14 protein-coding genes and 1 pseudogene are annotated in these 18401 nt (G+C 74.6%); 3 read left to right on the top strand and 12 right to left on the bottom strand.

Going from position 1 to position 18401, the window contains the following annotated elements:
• Nucleotides 1-92 precede the first annotated feature (92 nt).
• Together KCH_RS35275 and KCH_RS38330 are read left to right on the top strand one after the other, a co-directional pair.
• The gene (locus tag KCH_RS35275; RefSeq protein ID WP_035870117.1) at nt 93-707 is read left to right on the top strand and encodes a hypothetical protein; all 615 of its coding nucleotides are present in this window, start codon (nt 93-95) and stop codon (nt 705-707) included.
• A gap of 144 nt (nt 708-851) precedes the next feature.
• On the top strand, nt 852-1553 hold the full coding sequence (locus tag KCH_RS38330; RefSeq protein WP_051653801.1) for a DUF6193 family natural product biosynthesis protein: 702 nt from the start codon (nt 852-854) through the stop codon (nt 1551-1553).
• Between the two features lie 7 nt (nt 1554-1560).
• On the opposite strand, the gene KCH_RS35265 is transcribed toward KCH_RS38330, so the two are convergent.
• The 9 genes and pseudogenes from KCH_RS35265 to KCH_RS35225 all read right to left on the bottom strand — a co-directional run bounded on the left by KCH_RS35265 (nt 1561) and on the right by KCH_RS35225 (nt 14752).
• Nucleotides 1561-2853: an SUKH-4 family immunity protein gene (locus tag KCH_RS35265; RefSeq protein WP_035870116.1), complete on the bottom strand. Its 1293-nt coding sequence runs from the start codon at nt 2851-2853 to the stop codon at nt 1561-1563.
• Nucleotides 2854-2981: 128 nt separating this feature from the next.
• The gene (locus tag KCH_RS35260; RefSeq protein WP_051653800.1) at nt 2982-4745 is read right to left on the bottom strand and encodes a hypothetical protein; all 1764 of its coding nucleotides are present in this window, start codon (nt 4743-4745) and stop codon (nt 2982-2984) included.
• Nucleotides 4746-4787: 42 nt separating this feature from the next.
• Nucleotides 4788-6911 (bottom strand): SUKH-4 family immunity protein, encoded by a 2124-nt coding sequence (locus tag KCH_RS35255; protein ID WP_035870114.1) that lies wholly within the window; start codon nt 6909-6911, stop codon nt 4788-4790.
• Between the two features lie 30 nt (nt 6912-6941).
• The gene (locus KCH_RS40575; protein WP_244305580.1) at nt 6942-8909 is read right to left on the bottom strand and encodes a toxin glutamine deamidase domain-containing protein; all 1968 of its coding nucleotides are present in this window, start codon (nt 8907-8909) and stop codon (nt 6942-6944) included.
• Between the two features lie 1066 nt (nt 8910-9975).
• Nucleotides 9976-12018, bottom strand: a complete 2043-nt coding sequence (locus KCH_RS41990) for a WXG100-like domain-containing protein (RefSeq protein WP_157032331.1) — start codon at nt 12016-12018, stop codon at nt 9976-9978.
• A gap of 167 nt (nt 12019-12185) precedes the next feature.
• Nucleotides 12186-12569, bottom strand: coding sequence for a WXG100 family type VII secretion target (locus KCH_RS35235; protein WP_035870102.1), 384 nt, complete (start codon nt 12567-12569; stop codon nt 12186-12188).
• Between the two features lie 355 nt (nt 12570-12924).
• Nucleotides 12925-13215 (bottom strand): rhodanese-like domain-containing protein, encoded by a 291-nt coding sequence (locus tag KCH_RS45600; protein ID WP_244305735.1) that lies wholly within the window; start codon nt 13213-13215, stop codon nt 12925-12927.
• Between the two features lie 206 nt (nt 13216-13421).
• Nucleotides 13422-13625: pseudogene (locus KCH_RS45595) on the bottom strand (ArsR/SmtB family transcription factor); the annotation flags it as partial.
• 221 nt (nt 13626-13846) lie between these two features.
• Nucleotides 13847-14752, bottom strand: a complete 906-nt coding sequence (locus KCH_RS35225) for an NAD-dependent epimerase/dehydratase family protein (RefSeq protein ID WP_035870099.1) — start codon at nt 14750-14752, stop codon at nt 13847-13849.
• Nucleotides 14753-14905: 153 nt separating this feature from the next.
• Here KCH_RS35225 and KCH_RS35220 point away from each other — a divergent pair, with 153 nt between their 5' ends.
• Nucleotides 14906-15850 (top strand): GlxA family transcriptional regulator, encoded by a 945-nt coding sequence (locus KCH_RS35220; RefSeq protein WP_035870097.1) that lies wholly within the window; start codon nt 14906-14908, stop codon nt 15848-15850.
• Nucleotides 15851-15946: 96 nt separating this feature from the next.
• On the opposite strand, the gene KCH_RS35215 is transcribed toward KCH_RS35220, so the two are convergent.
• From KCH_RS35215 to KCH_RS35205, 3 genes are all read right to left on the bottom strand, one after another.
• Nucleotides 15947-16507 (bottom strand): hemerythrin domain-containing protein, encoded by a 561-nt coding sequence (locus KCH_RS35215; RefSeq protein WP_035870092.1) that lies wholly within the window; start codon nt 16505-16507, stop codon nt 15947-15949.
• Between the two features lie 116 nt (nt 16508-16623).
• Nucleotides 16624-17178 (bottom strand): GNAT family N-acetyltransferase, encoded by a 555-nt coding sequence (locus KCH_RS35210; RefSeq protein WP_035870089.1) that lies wholly within the window; start codon nt 17176-17178, stop codon nt 16624-16626.
• Between the two features lie 58 nt (nt 17179-17236).
• Nucleotides 17237-18397, bottom strand: a complete 1161-nt coding sequence (locus KCH_RS35205) for an FAD-dependent monooxygenase (protein WP_035870086.1) — start codon at nt 18395-18397, stop codon at nt 17237-17239.
• Between the last annotated feature and the right edge of the window lie 4 nt (nt 18398-18401).

Raw genomic sequence — 18401 nt, 5'->3', positions numbered from 1 at the left:
TTTCCGCCGAAGGCGCTCGGCGGCCCCTGCCGCGGCGACGGTGCGGGCGCGTACCGTGGGCCGGGGACGTGCGAAGAAACTGGGGGCGGACGATGCGCACAGCGGGGCGGGCGGTCGGGACCACGGTACTGGGGGCGCTGCTGTGGGCCGCGGTGTTCTTCGCGGTGCGCGGACTGGCCGGGTTCTCCTACCGGCACAGCCTGCAGATCGCGATGCCGGCGACGGTGATCGCCGCCCTGTTCATCCTCTTCGCCGGCTGGTCGGCGTCCCGCCAGGACCCCACGGGATGGATGATCGTGCTCGCCGTGCTCGGCGTCGCCATGCTGATCGCCCACACCCACCTCCTGGACGTTCGGGCCCTGCGCGACCACGGCACCGAACAGCACGCCCGCATCACCGAGGTGACCACCCACTTCAACGCGGACAACACCTCCTACCCCCGGTACACCCTGGAGGCCCTGGACGGCCCGCCCATCAACGGCACGGTCGACGGCGGCCTCACCGACTCCCACCGCATCGGCGACACCGTCACCGTCATCACCGACCCGACCGGCCACGTCCCACCCGACCTCGGCACCCTGCCGAGCGCCACCGCCCAACTCTGGACCACCCGCGCCGACGACGCCATCGCCGCCTTGATGATCTTCCCTGCCGCCGGCTGGGCACTGGACCGGATCCGCAAACCCCGCAAACGCACCCGACGTTGACCCGCGGCCTCACCGGCGAAAACCGGCGGAGGGCCTGAGTGGATCGTGACCCACCGGTGAACCCGACCGCCTGGGCCGGCTTCCGGCGGGCCGCCGGTGTCCGGCGGTCGTCGGCTGGTTGCCGTGGGCCCTACACTGCGCGCCATGACTGACACGCGCACCGACCCCGACGCCGCCGAGCGGGAGGCCGCAGCGGCCGCCTTCGGGGCGGAACTCGCCCGGATCGCCGCCGATCTGGGGGTGTCGCTGCCCGTGCCGGAGCGGCTCCACCGCTTCTCCGCGGCCTTCGCCGACGCCCGGACCGAGGACCGGGCGTGGATTCGCACCTGGGTTCCGGAGGCGGGACCGTCCGTCTCGCTCAGCCGCGCCCACGTCACCCTCGTCAACGGCCACGCGCCGGACCTGGCGGCGGCCGTGCGCGTCACCGCGGCCTGGCTCGGCGGCGCCGACCTGGCGGCGGTGCGGACCGTCGCGCCGTTCCTGACCGTCCACGACTGGGCGTTCGCGCACGAGCGCGCGCCGCTCGACGAGGTGGAGCTGACCTGGCGTCAGCGCCTGGGCCACCTGGACCTGCGCGGACCCCACCGGTACCCGCCGGGCTACCGGGCGATGTTCCGGGCCGCGTTCGCCGAGCCGCGGCTGCGCCGGCTGACGCCGGTGACCAGCCATCACACCCTGTGGTTCGCCACCACCACCAGACACCCGTACCAGCGGGTCGGCCCGGCCGTCGAGCCGCGGTACGACGGGACGTTCCTGGTCCGGGTCCAGGGCGGCGAGCCGGTCGAGGTCGCCACCGCCGAGCAGGCCGTCGCCCTCGCGGTGGACGGCCTGCCGACGGGCTACTGACGGCGGGTCAGAGCAGGCCGTCCCAGAGCTGCTCGACGACGACGGCCCACCAGTTCTCCGGGTCGCCGAACACCGTGCCGTCCAGCGCCGCCAGTTCGCGTTGGAGAGCGTCGACGGCGAGGCCGGCGGCCTGCGGGTCGAGGCCGCGCAGGGCGGGGTGGCGGGCGGCCAGCAGGGACAGGCAGCGCAGGTAGGCGGCGAGGTCGGCGTTGAGGTAGCGGCCGGCGCCGGTGTCGGGGTCGACGGCCCAGATCCGGCCGACGCCCGCTCCGGTGCCGGTGCCGCCGTCGCCGCACTGGACGGCGATCAGCGCGCGGCCGTCGTCGCCGAGCACCAGGTAGTCGGCGAGCACGGCACGGGTCCGCTCGGGGACGCGGGCGCCGCGGCCGGTGGCGGCCAGGTGCGCGGCGACCTCGGGCAGGCCGGGCAGGTGACGGAAGAACTCGGGGACGGCGGTGGGCAGTCCGGCCACGGCGAGGGTCGCGGCGGTGGCGGCGGGCAGCGCGGCGGGGGTGTCGCCCTGGACGCGGACGATCCGCTCGGCGCCGAACTGCGCGTCCAGCCGGGCGCCGAGCTCCTGGTCACTCTCGGGGGCGGCGGCGGGCACGGCACGCGGGAACGGGATCCGGTTGGGCCGGATCGGGGCGGGGCGGCCGGCCCGGCGGAAGGTGTCCTCGGTGGCGTCGGTGAGGGCGCGCACGGCGGCGGCCCGGCGGTCGTAGCGCGGGCCGTAGTCGTGGCCGTAGTCGAAGGTGGCGGCGGGGAGTTCGGCGAGCAGCACGGGCGCGCAGTAGCCGCCGGGGAGTTCGCAGGGCCGCAGGTCGGTGTAGACGGACAGCACGTCCTCGGGCCGGACGCCCTGCTGCTGGAGGGTGCGCCAGGCGCGGACCTCGGGGTGGCCGAGGCCGGGCGAGGAGAGCTGGAACAGGGTCTGCTGCTCGCCGGCGGCGTCCCGGTAGGTGAGGACGGCGGAGGTGCCGGGGCCGGTCGCCGGGGGGCGGGACGGGTCGTGGGTTCCGGCGCCGAGCTTGTCGCGGTAGAGCTGGACGACCTCGTCGACGGGCACCGAGGGCCAGTGGGTGAGTTCGCCGGTCTCCCGGTCGACGACGGCACAGGCGGTGCCGATCTCGGCGGGCGCGCGGCGTTCGCCGACGGGCTGCTCGGCCTCGGCGGCGGGGATCGGCCACAGCACCCAGCCGAGGTCGAACTCGTGCACGCCGATCCGGTGCCACTGGTCCTCGGGCCGGGCACCGTTGATCCACTGGTGGGCCGCCTCGATGGCCTGCTCACGGGTCGTCACGCGCTCGTTCTCCTTCGGGGCCGGTTGGTCGTGTTCACAGTAGTCGACGGTGGCCGGTCACTGACCGGCCGGCTGCGCGGCCCCGGGCAGCACCGGCTGCAGGGCGGCGATGCCCCGCGCGTCGGCGATCAGCAGCAGGCCGTCGGGGGTGAGGTCGGCGCCGGCCAGCGGTCCGGCGGACAGGAAGGCGGCGATCGGCCCGGTGACGGTGCCGTCGGGGTGGCGCTGCCAGAGCCGGACGTAGTCGCTGCCGGTGCTGAGTCCGAGGGCCCCGGCGGCGCGCTGCTCGCCGTCGGGGCGGGCGAGCTGCTCGGGTCGGTGTGGTCCGGTTCGCCGGTGCGGGCGTCGTGGGCCGCCAACTCCGGTTCCTGGCCGGGGCGGTGGGCGACCAGCAGGTGGCTGCCGTCGGGGCGGACGGCGGCGGTGACGGCGCCGACGCCGGTGAGCGGCCGGGCCCACAGGGTGCGCCAGGGCACGTCCACGCCGGCGGTGTCGATGCCGGGCAGGCCGTCCTGCCGGGCGGCGTGGTCGAGCAGTGCGGCGCGCAGTTCGACGCCGAGTTCCTGCCGGGTGAACAGCGGGGCCAGCCGCAGCCAGGTGCGGCCGAGCGGCGGCAGTTCGGCGCCTTCGGCGGCGTGCCGGTCGACGGCGGCGCGCAGGCGGTCCTGTTCGGCGTGCAGCAGGAAGCCGGGGTCGGTGAGGAGTTGGTCGAGCAGGCCGCCGTGGAGGGCGTGTCCGGGGAGCTGTTCGCGGACGTAGGGCGCGGCGTCGGCCCAGCGTCCGGGCCGGTCGCCGTCGAGGGTGGCGAGCAGGGCGGTGGCGATCCGGCGGTGGACCTCGCGGGCGGTGCGGCCGAGGCGTTCGCGGATCTCGTCGGCGACGGCGGGGTGGACGATGCGCACGCCGGGCGGCCGGTCCTCGTCGGCGACCAGGTCGAAGAACGGCAGCAGCAGTTCGCGGCCGGTGGCGAGGGCGGGCCCGAGGTCCTTGCCGGCGACGGCGGAGGCGACGGGCGCCCACAGGTCGAGCGGGAGGGGTTCGCCGGGGCCGGCGAGGGCGAGCGGGGCGAGCAGCCGACGGAGCGTCAGTTCGTCGCTGCCGCAGCGTTCGGCGTGCAGGTCGAGGGCGTCGCCGGCGCTGCGGGGCAGCGGCAGCGGGCCGTCGGGGCGGGCCTTGAACGACCAGCCGGCCAGCTGGACGACCAGCGGGGTGCCGGCGACGGCGGCGAGCTGGCGGGCCGAGGTGGTTTCGGGGACGGCGAGTTCGGCCTGCCGGAGCAGCGCCTCGGGGTCGCTCCACGGGTCCTGGTCGAGGTCGAGGACCAGCAGCTGCCCGTCGGGGACGTCCTTGGCGAGCCGTTCGGCTTCGGCGCGGGGCAGGTCGGCGAGCAGCCGCACGCCGGGGTTGAGGGCGAGCGGCAGCAGGACCTCGCCGGTGATCCGGGCGCTCTCCTCGGTGTCGGGGAGCAGCCCGGCCCGGTCGGCGTCGGCGACGACGACGGTCTGCGGCCGGCCGCCGGCGCCGAGTCCGGCGAGGACGGCGGGGAGCTGGTCGGCCCGGTCGGTGCCGGGGGCGAAGTGGTCGGCGAGCAGCCAGCGGAGTTGGACGGCCGTCACGCCGGTGGCGTCGAAGACGGGGGGTGCGGGGAGGTCGGCGGGCGGGACGGTGGCCGGGTCGAGGGCGGCGGTGTCGATGCCGGCCCGGGCGGCGGGGTCGCAGAGCATCAGGAAGGCGGTCAGCAGCCGGGTCCGGCCGCTGCCGCTGTCTCCGGTGATCAGCACCGTGCGCGGCACGTCGGCCGTGCCGGCCCGCCAGGCCGCCAGGGTGCGCAGCGCTGCCGCCCGCCCGCCGAGGTGCGGGTGGGGCTGGTGGGCGGCGGTGGTGTCGGTCACGTGGGTCTCTCCGGTCTCTCCGGTCGGGGGCGGGGGCGGGGGTCAGGCCCAGGTGTCGGGTTCGAGGACGTACTGCCAGCTGTCGGTGGCGGCGGCCTCGGGGTCGATCCCGGCGATCCGGGTGCGCAGTTCGGAGAGCAGGTCGTAGCTGTCGGCGGCGGCGGTCCAGTAGACCGTCAGGTACTGGGTTTGCACGCCGATCATGGTGAGGAAGCTCTGCAGGCTGCTGCCGATCAGCGGCTCGGCGGGCGGGGTGTCGGCGGGCCAGTTCGCGGGCCGCATCCGCAGCACCCGGCCGTCGGAGCCGTCGAGCACCAGGTAGGCGCCGACCCAGCCGCCGATCAGGTGGTACGGGCCGGTGCCGGCCGGTTCGACGCCCTCGGGCCAGGGGGTGGCGGGCAGGCCCTCGTCGGGGGTGAGCCAGTAGCCGGTGCGGCTGTCGACGACGGGCAGGCCGACGGTGGCGAGCAGTTCGCGGGTCGGGCCGTGGGTGATGCCGTCCGGGACGTCCTCGATCCGCCGCAACTGCTCGGCTCCGAAGGCCTGTTCGAGCAGTTGGCGGAGGTCGGGCGTCTCGGCGGGGTCGTACGGGCGGGGCAGCTGCCAGCCGAAGCCGCCGACCAGCGGGACCAGGCGGTGGTCGGGGCCGTCGCGGAGCAGTTTGACGTCGGGTCGGACGGCGTAGGCGCCGCGCGGCCCGGCGGCCACCAGCAGGTCGCCGACCGCGCCGGCGGCGTCCGCGTCGGGGTGGTGGAACACTCCGAGCGGCGCGCCGTCCGGGCCGTCGAGGACGGTGGCGTACTCGATGCGCGAACGGACCGTCAGGGTGGCCGTGCCGCGCTCCAGTTCGTCGCCCGCCTCGCCGAGCAGCTCGCCGGTGGCGGCGTCGCTGACGTAGCCGTTCTCGTCCTCGTCCTCGGTGACGACGACGGGCCGGCCGTCGAGTTCGGCGGGGTAGACCCGGTCGATCTCCTCGGTGTGCCAGGGCCAGGTGCGGGGGGTGAACGCGCCGACGGGGCTCCAGCGGGACCACACGGTGCGGAAGGTCAGCGGTTCGGGGCAGGCGGCGGCCAGTGCCTCGGCGCGGTCGAACTGGCCGCGGGTGTGGGCGTCGTGGGCGAGCCAGGCGACCCATTCGCCGTGCGGCGCCCCGGTCAGGCCGTAGCCGGCGAGGTAGTGCAGGGCGGCGGCGTGGGTGCCGTGCCGGAACCCGTCGATGTCGCCGTAGGCGGTGCGGAAGCCCTCGGTCAGCGCGTCCTGCGGGACGTGCGCGAGGGCGCGGGCGTCGGCGAGCAGGTCGTCGAAGCGTCCAGCCACGGCGGCGTGCCCGGGCAGCGAACGGGCCGCCCACGGCTCGGCCAGGTCAGCCTCCAGCAGACGGTCCGTCATCCGGCCGTGGAACTCGGCGGCTTCGACGGCCGGCCGGCGCAGCTCCTCGACCAGTGCGGGCCGGTCGAAGCCGACGGTGCCGTCCGCCTCCCGCACCAGCGGTTCGGCGGTGACGGCCGCCAGCTCGGCCTCGGTGAGGTCGAGTCCGGCGGCCCGGCACAGCTCGGCCCAGGCGGCGACGGGCACCCGGCGCAGCTGGGCGTCGGCCAGCACCCGCAGCGCGGCGAGCGTCCGCTCCGGAACGGCCTCGGCCAGCGCCGCGAGCTCCTCGGGGCCCTGGCCGGTGGGCAGCCGCAGCACGTCCTGCCAGTACCCGGTGGGCTCGTCGGCGGGCTGCTCGGGCGGCTGCGGCTGCTCGACGACCAGTTGCAGCGCGCCCTCCTGCGCGGCGATGCCGATGGCCGCGCCGACGGCCCGGACCCGGTCGCCCTCGCCGCCGCAGGCCAGCGAACCGGCCAGCTGGGTGTTGGCGAGCAGCACCGTGCGGGCCGTCGAGTCGGTGCGCATGGCGCGCCGCAGCTCGTTCAGGCTGCCGAGGCCCGGCCGGCTCAACAGGCCGGTGCGGTCGATCAGTTCCCGCACCACCGACTCGGCGGTGCGCCCGGCGGCGTCGATCAGGATCGCCTCCGGGAGGGCCTCGGCGATGCCGGCGAGCACCGCGCTGCGACCGCTACCGGCCGGGCCGGTCACGTAGAGCAGACCCCGCTTGCCACCCGCCAGCCGCTCGGTGGCGGCACCGATCGCCGCCGCCACCGCCGCTTCGTCGCGCCCGGTCATCCGGCCACTCCCTCACTCACTCGCTCGTGCTCACTCGCCCGTGTCCATCGCCGAGGCGGCGTCGGCCATGCGCTTCTTCTCCATCGCCAGCCAGACCCGGCCGACCTTGGCCACGTGGTTGCCGAAGTCCCGGTCCATTTCCTGCTTCGGCGTCAGCTGGCCCTCGCCGGGCTTCACATCGGACCCGGGGCCCTTGCGGTACCCGGTCGCATAGTAGACCGGGACGCCGGTGTGCTCGCGCGCCAGGTAGCCGGAGCAGTCCGCGTGACCTTGGGTTTTCTTGCTGCCGCAGGGCTCGCGTTCGGTGTACAGGCTCAGCACCTCGGGCTGGTCCTTCGGGTCGCGGGTGGCCTTCAGGTGGTCCATCCAGCCGCCGAGGTGGGTCTCGGAGTGCAGCGGCGTGATCCCGGCGCGCGGGCCGCTGGGCGGCACCGAGTTGTCCACCACGAAGCTGACCTGCTTCGTCTTGGGGTCGTACACCTCGATCACCGCGTAGTTGCGGGCGCTCAGGTCGGGGCGGTGGGCGGCGACGTCGGCCGCGCCCTTGATGCTGCGCTTCTCGAACGCCTCCCTGACCTCCTTGCGGACGTCCTTGAGGTCGGGGGACAGCTTGAGTCCCTCCTCGCCCTTGGACGTGGCGTGGTCGGCGGCGCCGCGGCTGATCGGGTCCGCCTCGCCGGGCTTGCTGCCCGCCACCCGCGGGTCGGAGTTGTACGGGTAGGGCATCGACTCCGGGCTGGCGCCCACGCCGTGGTTCTTGTGGAACTCGTCGCTCATCCGGCCCATGGCCGCGACGGCGGCGCCCTGCTCGCCCGGGTTCATGTCCTTGAAGCCGGTCAGCGCGTTCTCCAGGTCCGACCGGTTGAACGTCTTCGGGTTGCCCGCCTTGCTGCTGTCCAGCACGTGCCCGAGCTCGCCGCTGCTCGCCCACGCGTCCAGGTTCTGGTTGACCCGGTTCATGTCGACGGCGCGGACGGGGTTGGCGTTCCGGAGCGGCCTCTGGTTCTCGTCCTGCGAGATGCCGTAGATCTTGTCGTCCGGGGTCTCCCTGGGACGGAGGTTCTCGTCCTTGCGGGCGTCCTCGTGGATCGGGTGCTCGGGATCGTTGGCCCGACGCTCGTCGATGATCTCCTTGTCGGTCTTCGGCTTCTCGTTCTTCGACGCGTCGTCCTTCGACGTGTCGTCCTTCTTCGAGGACGGCCCCGCCTCGGCGTTCCCGTCGCCGTCGTTGTGCTTGGCCTTCTTCTTGGACGCACCCTCCTCCGGGTCGTCCTCGGCCTTGTTCTTGCCGGCCGGATCCTCGGGCCGCCGGTCGGAACCGCCGCGGTCCGGGCCGCCCGTGTGATCGGTGCCGGTCGGCTTGCGGTCCGGGTCCAGGGTGATCGCGAAGACGCCGTGGTCGCCGTTGTGCAACGGCTTGTCGCTGCGCTGGCCGGTCTGGTTGTCCAGGTAGGTGATCTTGCCGTCGTGATTGACGACGTTCCACGCGTGGGCCCGCCCGTTGGCGTCCTGCGTGATGATCACCGCCTGCGAACCGTGCCCGCTGTCCCGCAGCTGGTCCTCGATCCGCTTGAACGCCGGATCGCCGTTGCCCATGTCCCGGAACGGCGCGCCGAGTTGGCTCTCCGCCCGGTCCCGGCCGCCCCGCTCGCCTCCGGCCCGCCGTCGCTGCGCGGCGCGGCCGCCGTCGGGTTCCCGCTGTAGGTGTCCGCGGTCGACAGCGCCACGTCGAGGCAGTTGTTGTCCCGCCCCGGCGCGCGGTGCCCGTCGCCGTTGACCGCCCCGGCCAGTCCCCGTTCGGGTCCGGATGCCGCTCCGGCGTCCCGTCCGGGTTCCGCGGCACCCGGCTCTCCAGGTCCGTCTGGTGCTGCGGATCCGGCCGCTCCAACCCGCCGGGCGTGTCGTACGGCCGGCTGTCCGCGAGGCCGCCGTGCGACGGGTCGTCACCGTGCTTGGTGTCTCCGTGCGTTGCGTCGGCGTCGTGCGAGCTGTCCGCATCGGGACGCCCCGAGTCCGACGGGTTGTCGGCGTCGGGACGGTTCGCCTCCGGACGGTCGCCGTCGGGACGCGACGAGTCCGGAGCGTGGTCGCTGTCGGGCCGGCTGCCGTCGGGACGGTTCGAGTCCGAACCACCGGCATCAGGACGGGAGTTGTCGGGCCGACCGCCGTCGGGGCGCGCCGAATCCGGCTTGCCTCCGTCGGGACGGCTGCCATCAGGACGCACCGAATCCGGGCGCGCCGAGTCCGGGCGGCTGCCATCGGGGCGACCGCCGTCGGGGCGAGCCGTGTCGGGACGGCTGCCATCAGGACGCGCCACCTCGGGGCGCGCCGCGTCAGGCCGACCCGTGTCCGGGCGACTGCCGTCGGGACGGCTGCCGTCAGGACGCCCGCCTTCAGGGCGTGCCGCGTCAGGGCGACTTCCGTCCGGGCGTGCCGAATCCGGCCGACCCGTGTCCGGGCGGCTGCTGTCGGGACGGCTGCCGTCGGGGCGGGCCGTGTCGGGACGGTTGCCGTCAGGGCGTGCCGAGTCCGGCCGACCCGAGTCCGGGCGGCTGCTGTCCGGCCGACCTGTGTCCGGGCGGCTGGTGTCCGGACGGCCGCCGGTGGGGCGGGTCGTGTCGGGGCTCGTGCGCTGACCGAATGCGGCTCGCGGGTCGGGACGGTTGGCGGCCGGGCGCGGGGTGAACGTCGAGTTCCCGTCCGGCTGCTGGCCCTGCCGGGACGGCCGGGGCCCGGCACCGTCGGGGTGGTGGAGCTCGGTCCGGCCGTCGGACGGCCACCGCCCGGCGTGGATCCGGTGCCACCGCCCGGCATCGCACCGCCGCCCATCGGCATGCCGCCGCCCGGCACTCCCGTCCCGCCCACGGGACCGGTCGTGCCGTCCGGACCGGACGTCGGGCCCGGCCGCTGATCGGTGCCGGCGTGCGGCGGCGGCGCGGTGGCGGTGCCACCGAGGCCGGCCACGTCCAGTCGCGGCGGTACCTGGGTGTGCGGCGCGGAGTCGGAGTCCCCCGTCCGCGAGTCGCCCCGGAACGGGGGCGCTCCCCGGCCGAGACGGGCGCACCTACCGGCGGCCGCATGTCGGTGCCCGAACTGCCGTGCTGCGAACCGTCCGTGCCAGGCTCGTGCCGCGGCCCGGGCGTCCCGCCCGACGGACCCGGCTCACCCGGCGCGACCCCGGCCCGCTCATGGTGCGGCGACTCGCCGTGCCGCGGCGGGGGCACCTCGTTCGGGCGCCCCGGATCCGCCCCGTGTGAGGGACCCGACGACCCGTCACCACCGTGCACGGGCCCAGGCGCAGGACTCCCGCCGTCCACTCGCGGCGGCTGATGCCCTTCGCCAGGCCGCGGCTGGTGCTCCGGCCCACGCGACTGACCGTCATGCCCAGCAGGCCGACCCGCATCCGGCTCGGTCCGGTGCGACTGACCGTCATGCCCGGCCGGACGACCGGCATCCGGCTCACCACGATGCGGCTGACCGTCATGACCGGCCGAACGACCGGTGTCGGGCTCACCACGATGCGGCTGACCATCGTGCCCAGCAGGCCGACCAGCATCGTGCTCCGGCCCACGCGACTGACCGTCATGCCCGGCCGGACGGCCCGCGTCCGGCTCACCACGATGCGGCTGACCGTCATGACCCGCCGGACGACCGGTGTCGGGCTCACCACGATGCGGCTGACCATCGTGCCCAGCAGGCCGACCCGCATCCGGCTCGGTCCGGTGCGACTGACCGTCCTGCCCCGCCGGGCGGCCGCTGTCGTGGCTGGGCGAGTTCGTACCATCCGCACCCGTCCGCGTCGGACCGTCGTGCGTGGGCGACGGCGCCGGCGAGCCAGCCCCCGAACCACTGTCGTGGCTGGGCGAGTTGGTGCCGTCCGCACCCGTCCGCGTCGGACCGTCGTGGGACGGGGTCGGCGTGCCGCCGGTGTTGGCGTGGTCGGCGCCGACTCGAGTGCCGAAGGGGTCGAGTGCGGGGCCGGAGGCGCTGTCGGGGCGCGGGCGGGGCACCGTGGTCGACTGGTTGCCGCCGGTCGACCCGTGGTCCGTCCCGCTGCTGCCGGACGATCCCGACCCGTTGGGCGTCGAACCCTCGCCGCTCCCACCGTGCTGCGACGAACCGCCGCCGGTCGAACTCCCGCTCCCGGAGGACGAGTTCCCGTGCCCGGTCGACGACGTCGTACCGCCGCCACCAGTACCCGAACCCGAACCGGACCCCGAACCCGAACCGGACCCCGATCCAGCACCGGACCCCGACCCGCTCGACGACTCCCGCCCCCGGAGCGGTCACTCCCGGAGCCCGAACCCGAGCCGGAGCCCGAACCCGACTCCCCGGACCCGTGGTCGCCGGACGACGAATCGCCCCGCCCCGCCGCGTGGTCGATGCCGCTGCGGGCGTGGCCGCCGGCCTTGGAGCCGAGGCCGTCGCGGAGGGACTCGGTGAAGGTCTGGCCGGAGTTCTTCGCGGCGTCGACGAAGTCGTCCGCACCGCGCTTCGCGGTGCGGCCGAGGTCGTAGCCGTTCTGCGCGCCGAAGCCCTGGTTGACGGTCTGCGCGATCAGGTCGCTGATCATGCCCTGGATCGCCGAGACCGCCGGCTCCTTCAGGGTCTCCATGATCGCTTCCATCAACGCTTCCCGGAGTTCCTTCAGGAGGCGTCGGACGATCATCTTGGTGGCCGCGGTCGCACCGGCCGCACCGAGTTCGGAGAGTCCGAGAGTGAACGGCGCAGCGGCCTGCGCGGCGATCAACTCGACCGCCAGCGCGACCAGTTGGGCGATCACCGCGATCTTGCAGGTGATCACGATGACGGCCGCCGCCTCGAACGCGGCGGCGATCAGCCGGGAGGCCATCGCGGCGTCGGCGAGGTAGCCGTCCGAGCCGCCGCCGGAGAACTTCTCCCAGGTCTTGCCGAAGGCGTCGATGCTGTCGCCGGAGTTGGTGGACAGCACGTTGTTCGCGGCGCTCGCGCCCCGGTAGTGGAGTTCCTCGACCTGGTCGGCGAAGTCCCGCCAGACCTGGGCGGATTCCCGGAGCTTGTCCTCGTCGGCGGTCGGCCAGTCGAAGCCGAGCATCTCCAGGACCCACTCGACACTGTCCGGCAACATCAGCGACACTTCGCCACTACCCCCTGCGCCTCACGGAACCGGACCAACAGGCCCTCGGAACGGACTCGGAACGGACTCGGAACGGACTCGGAACGAACTGGCCGTCAGCGGTGGACGGCGAAGAAGAACGACAGCGGCACCGGGCCGCGCCTCGCGGGTGGACCGGGTCAGTATCCCCGCGGCCGGTACAGCGCCCGGACCTGGCCGCCGACCTCGCCCTCGCGGGCTTCGAGGGTGTGCAGGTCGCCCTCGGTCTGACTCTCGTTGGCCTCGTGGCTGTTGGCCATGCCCTGCAGTTTCTCGCCGATCTCGCCGATGCGGGTGCCGAGGGAGTCCATCGACTCCTTCATGCCGTCGCGCAGGCCTTCGTAGACGATGCCGAACTTCTCGCCGAGGTCGTCGTCGCCCCAGGGGGGCGTGTCGCCCTGTTCGAGGCTTTCGAGCCGGCCGGAGAGGGTCTGCAGGGCGGAGAGGAAGTCCTGCCCGACGGCGGACATGTTCCGGCCCTCGGCCCGGAGGCTCTCCGGATCCACCACGATCTGCTGCGACATGCCCGCCCCCATTTCGGACCGCCGGGGCCGTTCGCACTGTCGGCCCCGTAGTTCCGGACCCCGGGTCGGTTCCGACGGCCGTGGGTCCATTGTGCTCACTGCATCATAGGACCCGAATTCATTGCCGAGCCACGTCCCCTACCGACTGCGCAAAAACCTGTCACCTCTCCTCCACCGTCCGGCGGTTGACCCGGACCGCGGAGGACCGCCCCGGCCACGGCCCGTCGACCGTCATCGAACCCGGTGGTCCGCCGACGAATCGCCCCGCCGTGTCCTCCGCCCCCCACACCGGCCCACCACCACCCGACCCCAGAGCCTTCACCATTCCGCCACAGGCCGCGTGCATGACGGACCGTCAGGCGGCCGCCCCGCCCGCGTCCACCGGAAGGTCGGCGAGCCGCCACTCCAGCATCCCGTCGTCCAGCCGGATCGCCCGCCGGCCGCGCGCGGTGAGCAGCCGCACGGCGTCGTAGGCGAGGGCGCAGTACGCGCCGCGGCAGTAGACGACGACCTCGGTGTGCTCGGGGAGTTCGCCGATGCGGTCGGCGAGTTCGTCGACGGGGATGGAGAGCGCTCCGGGGATGTGCCCGGCGGCGTACTCCTCGGCGGGGCGGACGTCGAGGGCGACGGCCCGGCCGGCGGCGATCCGGGCGAGCAGGTCCTCGCGGCTGACGGCGCGCTCGACCGCGTGCTCCTCGTCGGCGGTGCCGAGGGTCTCCGGTCCGAGGTAGGCGGTGCGGGCGGGGCGACGGCGGCCTGGTGGTGCTCGGCGACCCGCCGCAGCAGGTCGAGCAGTCGGGCGACGTCCTCGCCGGCCAGCCGGTAGTGGATCCGGACGCCGTCGCGCCGGGTGGCGACCAGGCCGGTCTGCTTGAGGGTCTGGAGGTGCGCGGAGGCGGTGGTGAGGTTGAGTCCGGCGGCCTTGGCGAGTGCGTCGACGGTGCGTTCGCCCTGGGCCAGCAGGTCGAGCAGTTCGAGCCGTTTCCCGCTGGAGAGGGCCTTGCCGGTGGCGGCGAACGCCTCGTAGAGCTCGGTCTTCGCGGCCCGGTCCGCCATGCCTGCGGCGCCCCTTTCTCGACAAATCTATGGAATAGAGCCTACTCCGCACCGCCCCCGGCCCGACACAAGGCTCAACACGCAAACACACAAACGCTCAAACACACGAACGCTCAACGCACAAACACCCGAACGCTCAACGCACAAGGCGCAACGCACAACGCGCACGGACGCGGACCGCCCCCACGGCGCGGAGGGCGGTCCGGTCGAACAGGCGTGGCTCAGGCAGCGGCGGCCAGCACCTCCCGCAGCGGCGACGGCGTGAGGCCGAAGGTCTCGCGGATGTCGCTGTCGTCCACCCGGAACGGGAGGTCGGACAGGTAGCTCATCTCGATGAACTCCCGCCACAGCGGGTCGCCGAGCGAGAGCAGCGTCAAGTCCCGTTCGGTGAGCGGTTCCAGGCGCGGTTCGGGGGCGCCGTGCAGCTCGGCGAGCACGCCGGCGGCCCGGCGCGGCGTGGTGGTGACGACCGGCGCGTTCCAGGCCCGGCCCCAGGCCTGCTCGTCGCCGCCGGCGACGGCGACCAGGGCGGCGGCGACGTCCTCCGTGGCGGAGAAGGAGTGTTCGGCGTCGGGATCGCCGTGGACGAGGGCGAGTTCGCCGGCCAGCACGCGCGGGGCGACGAGCAGGGTGAACGCCGAGACCGCGCCGGGTCCGAGGTACTGGCCGGCCCGGACTTCGGTGACCCGCAGCCGGCCCTCCCGGTGGGCGGTCTCGGCCTGCTGCCAGAGTGCGGCCCGGACGCGGCCCTTGCGGGTGTGCGGGTCGAGCGGGGTGCGTTCGGTGATCGGGCCGGTGCTCTGCCGGTAGGCGTAGTGGTTGCCGAGCATCACGTAGTCGGCGCCGGCCCGTTCGGTGGCGGCGAGGATCGACGTGAACAGCGGCGGCATGGTCTCGGGCCAGGTGTGATAGGGCGTCATGGCGGCGTTGAAGACGGTGCGGGCGCCGGTGAGGGCTGCGGCGAGGTCCGCGGTGCGGCCCGCGTCGAGGGCGACGCGTTCGATGCGGGGGTGGTCGGGTCCGCTGCCGCTGCGTGTGACGAGTCGGACGTGCTGTCCGCGCTCGGCGAGTCGGCGGGCGGTGGCGACGCCGGTCGCGCCGGCCCCGATGACGACAGATTCGGCCATGGTGTGCCGGCTCCGTTCCGCTGTGACAGCTGGTCAGAGCTGCCGGTTGAAAGGTGAGTTGGTGCGCGGGGGCCCGTCCGCGTGCCCTACTCTGCCTGCCGTTCGCGGGGTAGGGTCAGTGGCCCGATAGCCACGATCCCCAAGGATCCAGCCATGCACCGTGTCGCCGTTCTGGCCGTCCCGCCGGTCAAGCCCTTCGACCTGTCCATGCCCTCGGTGCTGCTGGAGGCGGTCGAGTCCGGGGGCGGCCCGGGGTACGAGGTGACGGTGTGCACGGCCGTGCCGGGGACGCTGGCGGCGTCGGGCGGCATCGGGGTGGTGGTGGGCCGCGGGCTGGAGGTGGTGGCGGCAGCGGACACCGTGATCGTGCCCTCGACCGCCAGCCGGCACGACGCGGAGCCGGCCGCGCTGGACGCCCTGCGGGCGGCGGCCGCGGCGGGAAAGCGCATCGCGTCGATCTGTAGCGGCGCGTTCGTCCTGGCGCAGGCGGGGCTGCTGGACGGCCGCACGGCGACCACGCACTGGGCGCTGGCCGAGGAGTTGCAGCGCGCCTTCCCGGCGGTCCGGGTGGACGCGAACCGGCTGTTCGCGCAGGACGGGCGGATCGTCACGGGCGCGGGCTCGGCGGCGGGGCTGGACCTGTGCCTGTACCTGATCGACGCCGACTACGGGGCGGCGGCGGCCAATGCGGCGGCCCGGGCCGCGGTGGTGACGCCGGTCCGGCACGGCGGGCAGGCGCAGTTCGTGCGGACGCCGCTGCCGGACCGGACTGGCTCACCGCTGGACGAGGCCCGCAGTTGGGCCCTCCAGCACCTGGACCGGCCGATCTCCCTGCCCGAGCTGGCCGAGCGGGCGCGGGTCAGCGTGCGGACGCTGACCCGCCGCTTCACGGCCGAGACGGGGGTGACCCCGTTCGAATGGCTGCTCCAGCAGCGGCTGTTGAGGGCCCGTGAGCTGCTGGAGACCACCGGGCTGACGGTCGACCAGGTCGCGGACCGCAGCGGCCTGGGCTCGGCCGAGTCGCTGCGCCAGCACCTGAACCGCCGGCTCGGCATGAGCCCGGCCGCCTACCGCAGCTCCTTCGCCCGCCGGCGGTGACAACCCGGCGGCAGCAGCGCGGCGCACCCGACGTCCGGCCCGGACGCCTGCCCGGCCCGGACGCCCGGCCGACGTAGACGCTCGGCAGGCCCCGGTTCAGGCGCCCGGCCGCCCGGTGAGGTGGTCGCGGACGCGGTCCACCAGGCCGACGCCCGGGGCGAGCACCCTGCGGGCGGCGGGCGAGGAGGGGGCACCGGGGTGCGGGCGGGTGGGGGCGGTGGCCTTCGCGCGGCGGATCCGGTCGCCGAGGCGGTCGAGTTCCTCGTCGTCGCAGGCGGCCTGGAGGGCGAGGAACAGTTCGCGTTCCTCCTCCTGGATGTGCGAGGTGACCTCCTCGATCAGGGTGGCGGCGAGGCCGGGCAGCGCGGGGTCCTCGGCGGCGGTGCTCTCGATCGCCTTGAGCAGCCGTTCGACCCGGGCGTGGTCCTCGACCTCCTTGTCCGCGAGCACCTCGCCGGCCGGTACCCGGTCGCGCACGGCCGGGTAGAGGTGGGCCTCCTCCGCGACGGAGTGGCGCACCAGTTCGACGGTCACCTCGTCGAGCAGTTCCTTGCGCTCGGTGCCGGTGGCGGCGGAGCGGATCCGGGCGAACAGCGCCTCGATCTCCCGGTGGTCGGTCTTCAGTTCGTGGATGACGTTGCCGCCGTGGCCGGCCATGGTCTGCCTCCCGCGCGCTCCGGGCCGCGCCTTTCGCGGGCCTCCACGGCTTCGGCTGCCCCGTCGGGCCCGGCGCACACCCCCGGGCCGGCCGGCCCGGGCGGCGGGGCGGGCGGTCAGCCCTCCCGGGCGAGGACGAGCTCGTGCTCGATCGAGGACTCGTCGCCCGGGACGGGCACGGACCGGCCGCTGCGGACGAAGCCGATCTTCCGGTAGAAGGCCTCGGCGCGCTCGTTGTCCTGGTGCACGTAGAGGCGGACGCGGGAGATCCGGGGCTCGTCGAGCTCGTGGGCGAAGGCGATCGCGGCGTCGAACAGGGCCCGGGCCAGGCCGGTGCCGCGCTGTTCGGGGCGGACGAACACGCCGACCAGGTGCGCCTGGTCGGCCTCGATCGCCCCACCGAGGACGTCCTGGGTGCCGGCCCGTTCGATCAGTACGGTGACCGATCCGTCCAGGCCGCCGTCCGGCCGTTCGGCGATGAACTGACGGGCGGTCAGCTCCTCGCGGGAGCCGGCCGCGCGCTGCTGCCAGACCTCGTCCGGGCGGGCGACGGCGGTCTCGTAGGTCTCCAGGAAGGCGATGTGCGCGACCGGGTCGCGCAGGGCGTCCAGCCGGAGCTGCTTGGTGCGCTGCCAGTCCTCGACGGTGGTGGGGCGTATCACGTGGTCCATCCGCCGATCTTGGGCCGCCCCGGAGATCGGCGGCAAGCGGATTTCGCGGCGGGCGGACTCAGACCGGTTCGGGCAGGTCCATGGTGGAGACGTCCTTGCCGAGTTCGAGCATCTTCTCCAGGATCCAGCCCCGGTTGAGCAGGGCGTTGCGCGCCCGCAGCCCGGTGGCGGTGCGCGGGGCGAGGAACGGGCCGGTGCGGTCGCCGCCGCGCTGGCAGCGCTCGGCATAGGGGCGGACGGTCTGTTCGTAGCGGGCGAAGGCGGTGCGGTGGTCGCCGTCGGCGCGGGCGAGTTCGGTGGCGAGGACGTACGCGGCGACCAGGGCGGTGCCGGTGCCCATGCCGCCGATGGTGGCGCCGCAGGCGGCGTCGCCGAGCAGCGCGATCCGGCCGTCGGACCAGTGCGGGACGTCGGCGCGGCTGATCGAGTCGAAGTAGAGGTCGTCGGCGTCCTTCAGGGTCTCCAGCAGGTGCGGGACGGGGCGGCCGAGGTCGGCGAAACGTTGCTGCAGCAGGGACTTGAGGGCGTCGGTGTCGTGCCGGTCGTGGTCGAGCTGCGGCGAGGCGAACAGCAGGAAGGCGCCGGCCCGGGCCGGGTCGCGGGGGTCGGCGCCGGCCGAGGCGAGCCGGCCGGGGGTGTTGATGCCGGTGCTGCCGGCGGGCAGGCCGAGCGTGTTGGGGAACTGCCAGGTGGCGGCGTAGTAGCCGAGGTGGCGGACGTAGTCCCGCTCGGGGCCGAAGGCGAGGGCGCGGATCCGGGAGTGCAGTCCGTCGGCGCCGATCACCAGGTCGAAGTGGCGTTCGGGGCCGTGCCGGAAGGCGACCCGGACGCCGCGGTCGTCCTGCCGGAGCGCGGTGACGGTGTTGCCGAACAGGTACTCGGTGCTGGATTCGGTGTGCCGGTGCAGGAGTTGGGCGAGTTCGCCGCGCGGGATCTCGATCTCGCCGCCGGCGAAGTCGGCGGGCAGCCGGAGCCGGGTGCGGCCGTGCCGGTCGGTGAAGGTCATCGGGTTGCCGCCGGTGTCGAGCGCGTGGAGCTCCTCCAGCAGGCCCATCCGCCGGAGGACGGTCAGGTGGGTGGGGCCGCGGAAGTCGACGGCCTGGCCGCCGGGCCGCAGCGCGGGCGCGAGTTCGACCACCGTGGGCCGGTGGCCGTAGCGGGCGAGCCAGTGGGCGAGCGCGGGGCCGCCGATGCCGGCGCCGGAGATCAGGATCTGCATGGGT

It is taken from the genome of Kitasatospora cheerisanensis KCTC 2395 (assembly GCF_000696185.1).
In the GTDB taxonomy this organism is placed as follows: domain Bacteria; phylum Actinomycetota; class Actinomycetes; order Streptomycetales; family Streptomycetaceae; genus Kitasatospora; species Kitasatospora cheerisanensis.
This window is presented reverse-complemented; position numbering and strand designations above follow the sequence as displayed.

What these genes read in the sequence shown, in the direction of transcription:
- KCH_RS35275 (WP_035870117.1), top strand. Translation starts at nt 93, where the DNA reads ATGCGCACAGCGGGGCGGGCGGTCGGGACCACGGTACTGGGGGCGCTG.
- KCH_RS38330 (WP_051653801.1), top strand. Translation starts at nt 852, where the DNA reads ATGACTGACACGCGCACCGACCCCGACGCCGCCGAGCGGGAGGCCGCA.
- KCH_RS35255 (WP_035870114.1), bottom strand. Translation starts at nt 6,911, where the DNA reads ATGACCGGGCGCGACGAAGCGGCGGTGGCGGCGGCGATCGGTGCCGCC.
- KCH_RS40575 (WP_244305580.1), bottom strand. Translation starts at nt 8,909, where the DNA reads ATGCGGACAGCTCGCACGACGCCGACGCAACGCACGGAGACACCAAGC.
- KCH_RS41990 (WP_157032331.1), bottom strand. Translation starts at nt 12,018, where the DNA reads ATGTTGCCGGACAGTGTCGAGTGGGTCCTGGAGATGCTCGGCTTCGAC.
- KCH_RS35235 (WP_035870102.1), bottom strand. Translation starts at nt 12,569, where the DNA reads ATGTCGCAGCAGATCGTGGTGGATCCGGAGAGCCTCCGGGCCGAGGGC.
- KCH_RS35225 (WP_035870099.1), bottom strand. Translation starts at nt 14,752, where the DNA reads ATGGCCGAATCTGTCGTCATCGGGGCCGGCGCGACCGGCGTCGCCACC.
- KCH_RS35220 (WP_035870097.1), top strand. Translation starts at nt 14,906, where the DNA reads ATGCACCGTGTCGCCGTTCTGGCCGTCCCGCCGGTCAAGCCCTTCGAC.
- KCH_RS35215 (WP_035870092.1), bottom strand. Translation starts at nt 16,507, where the DNA reads ATGGCCGGCCACGGCGGCAACGTCATCCACGAACTGAAGACCGACCAC.
- KCH_RS35210 (WP_035870089.1), bottom strand. Translation starts at nt 17,178, where the DNA reads ATGGACCACGTGATACGCCCCACCACCGTCGAGGACTGGCAGCGCACC.
- KCH_RS35205 (WP_035870086.1), bottom strand. Translation starts at nt 18,397, where the DNA reads ATGCAGATCCTGATCTCCGGCGCCGGCATCGGCGGCCCCGCGCTCGCC.